At 63.2% G+C, this 7,158-nt stretch carries 5 protein-coding genes and 1 pseudogene; all 6 read right to left on the bottom strand.

All coding sequences use genetic code 11. The features are described from left to right. Window positions 1–254: 254 nt before the first annotated feature. The gene (locus MU407_RS13185; RefSeq protein ID WP_246958182.1) at window positions 255–1,076 is read right to left on the bottom strand and encodes a hypothetical protein; all 822 of its coding nucleotides are present in this window, start codon (window positions 1,074–1,076) and stop codon (window positions 255–257) included. 428 nt (window positions 1,077–1,504) lie between these two features. Further along, entirely contained in the window at window positions 1,505–3,199 is a 1,695-nt protein-coding gene (locus MU407_RS13190; protein ID WP_348648035.1) for a 4-alpha-glucanotransferase, read from the bottom strand. A gap of 158 nt (window positions 3,200–3,357) precedes the next feature. Then, a pseudogene (locus MU407_RS13195) lies at window positions 3,358–4,669 on the bottom strand (ISL3 family transposase). Between the two features lie 88 nt (window positions 4,670–4,757). Further along, window positions 4,758–5,213, bottom strand: coding sequence for a hypothetical protein (locus tag MU407_RS13200; protein ID WP_246958184.1), 456 nt, complete (start codon window positions 5,211–5,213; stop codon window positions 4,758–4,760). After that, window positions 5,161–6,516, bottom strand: a complete 1,356-nt coding sequence (locus MU407_RS13205; protein WP_246958186.1) for an N-6 DNA methylase — start codon at window positions 6,514–6,516, stop codon at window positions 5,161–5,163. Before MU407_RS13205 ends, MU407_RS13200 begins: the two co-directional genes overlap by 53 nt. After that, the gene (locus MU407_RS13210; RefSeq protein WP_246958188.1) at window positions 6,492–6,947 is read right to left on the bottom strand and encodes a hypothetical protein; all 456 of its coding nucleotides are present in this window, start codon (window positions 6,945–6,947) and stop codon (window positions 6,492–6,494) included. Before MU407_RS13210 ends, MU407_RS13205 begins: the two co-directional genes overlap by 25 nt. Window positions 6,948–7,158: the final 211 nt, after the last annotated feature.

Below are 7,158 nucleotides of genomic sequence, written 5' to 3' on the forward strand. Positions count from 1 at the left end.
TCACCAGTATCGCCGAGGAGATCAACAATCGACCCCGCCGCCGACTGGGCTATCTCACGCCCACCGAGGCATTCGCCCGACTACTCGCCGGCGAGCCCCATGTTGCTTCGACGCCTTGACATCGCCCGGGTAGACTCTCAGCGTAGGACCCAGATGATAATTGTAACTGTTTGGGTTAATCATTGCAGGTTCAAACGGAGAAATCGTGATAGAACCGGATGACACCTGGGCTCGAATCTCGTCAGCGGTAAGGATCACGCGACAGCCCTCCGTCGGATTGTCCATCCAATGATGCCAAGCCCGATAACAGACACGACGGCGGCGCCGACGGTGGTTGCCGTGCGTGCCGAGTCTCCCCAAGCGCTAGCGAGCACGAAGGCGACAACGGAGGAGATTAACGCTCGAAGCAAGATGGCGTCGGCGACATAGCGTGTCCCCTGGCCCGCAGCTTGATCGGCGTGAGTGGCAGCCGTCATCAACTGCCCGTAGAGCGTCGCAGAAGAGATTCCGAGTAATAGCGCCCCCGCCACAAAAAATATGGGGTCGTCCTCCTTTAGCCACAACAGCGCGCCCGCGCCTAGCGCAACCAGCGTCCCGCCGGAATTCATCCATCCAGTGACCCGGACTGTCCAGGCGCGATCGAGGGCCAACGCCGTCGCAAGAGCAGCCGCAACCGCCAGTGCAGCGGTTGTAGCGGCGAGTGTCATGGCCGCTCCCCCGGATTCCCGAACGAGAAGAGGCAGGACGGTTCTTAGCGGATCGGCGAAGGCGGCCAGTATGAGCAAGGTGAGCGGAGAAAGAACCCGAATGCTGCGCAGCAATTGCCCTCGGCTCCGGCCACGTTCCTCCTCCCCAGGAGCCACCGCGGACTCCACCTCGCTGTGCTCCTCTCCGTCCGCCGAGGGGGCGGCGAGGGGATATTTACGGGTTCCCCACCCAACGACCGCCGCCGCCGCCGTGTTCATGGTGATATTCAGGAAAGGCAGCACCCAGAGGAGCGAGGCTGATGCCACAACAAGCGACCCGGCCAGCGGGCCGACAGCCGCCGCTACCTGGAACGCCGCACTGTCCGCCATCAGTCGGCGTGGCCTCCCGGCCGGATTTCCTCCCCACCGGGCCACCACTGTCACCCATGATGGTCCATTCGCGCCGCTCATGAAGGTCGTGATGCCCGCGAGCACAATGATTCCGACGGCGCCGCCCAGACCGGGGACGGGCGCAGCCTGCCCTGCGATCCATAGCCCTAGAGCCGCCAATCCGACTCCTTCACCAAGCAGCAGCACAATCGTGGTGCGCCGCAGTCCCAGCCGGCTAACGACTAGTGGATTGAGCCGGGTACCAAGCATAAGCGTGGCTAGAAATACTGCTTGGTTCAAACCAAGAAAGAATGAGGGTAGCGAGGGCGTACTTAACAGCCAAATGGCGAGGAACGTATTGGCGCTAGTGCAGGTATTCGACGCGGCTTGGGTGATAAGCAGGGGGACAAGGCCGCGACCCTTAACGTTCAACGCTCCAAAGACAGTAGCCGTTGAGCCAACTGTCCCCCAAGTTGCTCTTCGATGCTGAGCATAGGGTCGCCGTAAGTAAGCACCCAGTTAGGATATTCCTCAGGTCCAGTACCTGGCACGTTCTCCGTGCAAGCAAGGCCGAGAAAATCGGGGTAATAGATGCTGACTAGGTCCGGCCGTGAAGAAAACGCGAAGGCATATATGGAATATATCGCCTCGGCGATACTACTAGTTGGCCCCACTCCGAGCTCAGCTAGGTCAACCAGCCGCTGCTCCTCCGCCCGTTTTAGGTCTTTTCCCAGCCGACCTTTGCGGTCCAGCAGCCGAAGATCGTCGCCTGTGATGAAACGCGCAGTCGAGCTCGTGTCATGGAAGGCTGTGAGCAACATCGATTCCTCACGCCCTTCGGTAGTAAGGCCTGTTCGCAGCGAGCCATCACTGCCACGAGCCCACCAAACTACGTCGGTCCCGAGAACACCGTTTTCCTTGAGTGATTCACGGAACCCGGGCGGTACATTGCCGAGATCTTCCCCGACGATCAGCTTTCCGCGTTCGACTACCTCGCGCACCGCCCGCATCTGATTTTCGATGTCATAGTTGACATAGGTCCCCGCTCCCCCGGGAAGGCGCGCCCAGAGACGCTGCATGCCCAGAACATGATCAATACGGAGACCGCCGACCGGCGCCACCCCATAGGCTAAGGCGAGCGTCTGAGCGCAGGCGCGGCGTCGATCCGAGTGGGGCACGGGGAACGCGAGTTGCCAGTCCTGCCCATCTGGCACATAGTCATCGGGCGGCGTGCCGATACTCAGATCCCTGCAATAGCACCCGGCGAAAACTTCGTGGTCGATCCCGTCCCGAGAAGAGCCCACCTGTAGATCGCCAACTACGCCGATGTCCATGCCCGCGGCGCGCAGCACTCTGTCGATCGCGGCGAGTTGAGAACGAAGAATTCGCTGCGACCACACCATAAATTCTAGTTTTTGCGGTTCGTCGAGCGACCCTAAATAGATCTGTTCAGCGCCCATCCGCCGCAGATACCGCAACAAGGCGGAAGCTAGCAAAGTCTCCAACGAGTCGACGTTGGTTTCGGAGCGAAGCGGCTTGTGCTGCACGAAAATACGGCGTAACGCCTCGGCCTTCAGCTTGACGACACTCAAATCGGCGCGACCGTTCCGGGAGCTTATGTTCAGTTGGGCGCCCCGCCGAGACAGTTCCTCTCGATCAGCGATCTGAAGCGAGTCCCATCCAATGACGGCCGGCACCTCGACATAGCGCAAGCTGTGCAAAAAACGGCTTACCGGGGAGTACGGCGAGGGATCAATCTGACCTCCAAAGCCGACCGCCTCCCAGTTGGTGGGGCCGATAGCCACGAAGTCAGCTCCGTCCGCGGCCGCTCGCAAGCCCAACCGTCGTAGAGAACCGTAGTCACCGCTTCCCCACGTTGAGTCATCGACAAGTGGCGCTAACTGCAAATGTACGCCCCACCGCCGGCGTCGTGCCAGCGGTCGTCCTCCAGTCTCCTGGTCGAGCTCCAACGACAGTGGATCGCCGTAAGCATCGTCGAGCAGTTGGGCTACGGCGCGTTGCACTGACGTAGGCACTTTGATTTTCTCGCCATGGCGGTCTACGTATTGACCTTGCACGGCTGATGCTGAAATCACCATTGATTGGCCTTGGGTCTTTTGCATCTTGGGTGCAGCCGTTACCGTGCGTCCTCGCAGCAGTGCAAGACGGTAGACGATTAGCCGCACCGAACGTTACTGACCGGTTCCAGGCCACCCTACCACAGTGTGGCTCCCATCCGCAAACCCGCCCTATTGCCCGTCGGTGTCCGTAAACGGGCTCTTCACGAACGAGGGTGTAGGTGGGGTCTGAAGCCTCCGGCTTCGAGCAGGCTGCGCGCGACGTAGTTCGTGAGGTTCCTGAAGCCGAGCGCGGAGCCGCGGAGGTGTTCGAGTCGGCCGTTGATCGCCTCTGTTGGCCCGTTCGATGTGCCGGGGCGATCGAAGAACGCGAGGATGTCGGTGGCGCGCTGGCCCATGGTGCGGCCGAGCCGGCGGATCTCTACGAGCGCGGCGGGGACGCCGGTGGTGATCGCATCGATCGCGGCGTGCATCATCTGTTTGGCCTTCTTCTTGTCGGGTTCCCGGTAGGCGGCGACGATGCGCTGGTAGATACCCCAGGTCGCTTCGACTTCGACGTGCTCTTCGATCGCGAACACAGCGTCCAGGCGGGCGGTCTGTTTCTCAGTGAGCAGGTCCGCGCCGGTGTGCAGGGTGCGGCGCGCTTTGTAGAGCGGGTCACCGGCGCGGCCGCGATGCCCGACCGTGTCCTGCTGCACTCGGCGTCGGCACTGGTCCAACGCGTCGCCGGCGAGGCGGACAACGTGGAAGGGGTCCATGACCGGGACGGCGTCGGGGAGTTCTTCGGCGGCGGCCGTCTTGAAGCCTGCGAACCCGTCCATCGCGACGACTTCGATCCGCTTGCTCCACTCGGGCGGGCGCGCCGCGAGCCATTGCTTGAACACCGCCTTCGAACGACCCTCGACCATGTCCAGCAGCCGCGCGGGGCCGGTCTTGTCGCGGGCCGGGGTGAGGTCGATGATCACGGTGACGTACTTGTCACCGAGGCGGGTGTGCCGCCAGACGTGCTCGTCGACGCCGATCGTGGTGACCCCGTCGAACCGACCAGGATCGTCGATGAGTCGACGCTTGCTTGCCCTCCGCGAGCACCGCAGTGTTCGCGGCGCTCCAGGAAACCCCGAGACCCGCGGCGACACGGGTCACGGTGAGGTGGTCGATGACGATGCCCCGCAGCGCCCACTCCACGCCAAGGCGGGAGATCTTCGCTCGTGGCGCGGCGGCGCGAGTCATGTCCTGCCGCCACGTCCGTCGGCAGTGCGCGCACCGGTAGCGGCGGACCCGGACCAGAAGCGTTGTCGGCCTATGCCCGAACGGCTCATGCGCGAGTCGACGCGTCACCGTGTCCCGCGACACGCCCTCCGCCCCGCACTTCCGACACCAGGGGTCCACCTCGACCGGCCGACACTCGATCATCGCCCGGTCCCGCTCGATCAGCTGGCCGACCGCTTCGAGTCCGAGTTCATCGAGGCGGCAGAACGTGGTCAGGTCAGGGGTCGCGAAAGTAGAGTGGAGCACGTCGAGGTCTTTCGGGATGGCGAGCGTGAAGAACTTCCATCATCCGGGAGACCTCGACCCCTACCCGGCCACCGACGCGCTCACCCGACTACACCCTCGTTCGCGAAGAGCCGGTAAAGACGAGAGCCGGGCGCGTAGCCTTCCATCCACGAACGTCCCGGAGGCCAGTAACAACCATCTTCTGCGCGACGGCGCCATGGGGGACGTCAGGTTCATCGATTCCGAGTTTTCGTGAGGCACGGTTTCCGAAGACAACAGCTGCCGGAACAGGGAAGAGGTCGTCTTTCGGACGCACCTGCTCGAGGTCCCAGAGCTCAGTGAGGAAGCCCCGGAGCGTGGGCCCCCAGTTGCCGGCACGGAAGCCTTCGTACTGTTGACGGGAGAGGACGGCGAGCGGGGTAACAAAGGCGAAGGTTCCACCATCGTTGAGGTACTTCTCGACGGCGCGAACGATGAACAGCCCCACCAGGTCCTGTTGTGTCGCGAGCTTCTTACCGTGCCAGAGGTTGCGGTCCTGGCTGAACTGGCGGAACTGCTCTTGCATGCTCGCGGTCATGTACCGGTAGGCGACCCACGGAGGGTTGCCAATCAGGACATCTACTCGTCGGTTCTGCATGGACAGCCAGAGGGGGGCGGACCTGGTTGCGGACGAAGTACCCCCAGATGCTGTCGCGCCCTTCGCTGTTGAGATCGGCAAGCAGGTTGAAGGTCTCGCGGAGGGCCTCAGCGTCAGCACCATCAGGGATGGCGTACTTGCGCAGAATCCGGCTGGGGTCCGGGCGGTTCGCGTGGCGCTCAGTGTGGGTCTTGGCGAGCTCGGTGAGGTCAGCGACGAGGCGGTCGAAGGTGCCAGCGTCGTCGATGGTCGACAGGGGGAAAGCCAGAACGTGGGCGATCTCAAACAGGGTCCCACCGGCTGCGTGGTCCGAAACGGTGAGGTCGTCACCCCGAGTGTCGATGCGGATTGTGTCAGTCTCGCCGCCAGCGGGCTGGAACCACTGGATGGAGTCGCCGAGGTGCACGGGAACCCATACATCACCGCGGTCGCGGGAGAGCCTCTCTCCCAGGGCAAGGAGGAAGGTGATGCGGGCCAGAACGATTGACACGGGATGAATGTCGAGCCCGAAGACGTGCGTCTGGACATGGTCGACGATCGCACGGTTGACCCAGCCCTCGGCCTCGCCAGCGTCGGCAATGCGGCGGACGGCATGGAAGATGAACGTGCCGGACCCGCAACTGGGATCGAGGGCCTTCTGGATCAGTGGCTCGCTGATGGCCTTCTCGACGATGCCCTCGGCGAGCCAGTCCGGCGTGTAGTACTCCCCCAGGCCCTTTCGGGTGTCGGAGTTGATGATCGACTCGTACAGGACCTTGAGGACGTCATGCTCGACGTCGCTCCAGTCGAAGACATCTACGCGGCGGATCAGGCGGGCGATGAACTTCTCGCCGTCGGGACCGGCGGCCAGGACCCAGTCGAAGAAGCCGGCTTCCATCACGCCGTGGATGCCAGCGTTGTCGAATTCGGCGCCCTCGATGAACCGGGGGATGTCGCGGACGGCCTCGGCGAGTGGAATCTCCATGACGGCGTGGCCGATGGCCATGGCCTCCAGGACCAGCAGCGTATGGTCGATGAACAGGTCATCGCTGTCGCTGATGCCGGTACCGAGCGCGGAGCGCAGCAGGCGTGCCCATAGCTCACGCTTGAGCCGAATCGTCGGATCCTCGCGCAGCCGGCGATACAGCGACTCGAGATAGGCGGAGTCCTGCGCGTACGCGGGCGAGCTCGCACCGATGTTGGCTTCGATGGTGTGGCGTGTGGGCTTCAGATGCGAGTGCGTGGCCAGCACTGCCTGGAGCCACTCCACCAACGAGGGCCTTGGTCCGGGCGGCTCAATGTGAAGGTCGAGCGTCGCTCGAACGCCCCCGTCGCGGGATCAACCTCGTACAGCCACCAGTTGCGGCCATCGGTGAGAATGCCGTTGTAGCGGGACTGATCCTGCTCCGTTCGGGTAGCGACGTAGCCAGCGAGCTGGACGATGTAGCCCCGCGCGGCGTCCTCAGTGTCCAGGCGCTTCTTGACCTCAATCACCGTCGCACCGACAGCAACGTCGATGCGGCGACGCGTCCCGTCCTCGAGCTGCTCCTCGAGCCGTGGCGCGTCGAGGTTGAAACGCGAGCCAAGCAGGAGCATCCGCACGTCAGACTGTATGTCCGCCTCGGTGCGACTCGTCGCGTCCGGGCGGGCGAGGCGAGCGAAGACCTTGTCGTCATTGTCCATGCGGACATTGTCGCTCATGAGAAGCCCACCGTGGCCAGTGAGGCTTGACAGGTCTCGGCGCCGGCGTACATACTTGCCGCATTGCGGGTTATAGGACAAAATGTGTGTATGGCCCGGGCGTGTCATGGCTGGTGTCGGCCGGCCCAGCCGTGGCGGATGCTGTTGCCGTCTTCGGGTGAGAAGTGGGTTCCGAGCTGGGGTTTCGGGTCTG

The sequence above is a fragment of the Brachybacterium sp. Marseille-Q7125 genome (assembly GCF_023062615.1).
Classification (GTDB): domain Bacteria; phylum Actinomycetota; class Actinomycetes; order Actinomycetales; family Dermabacteraceae; genus Brachybacterium.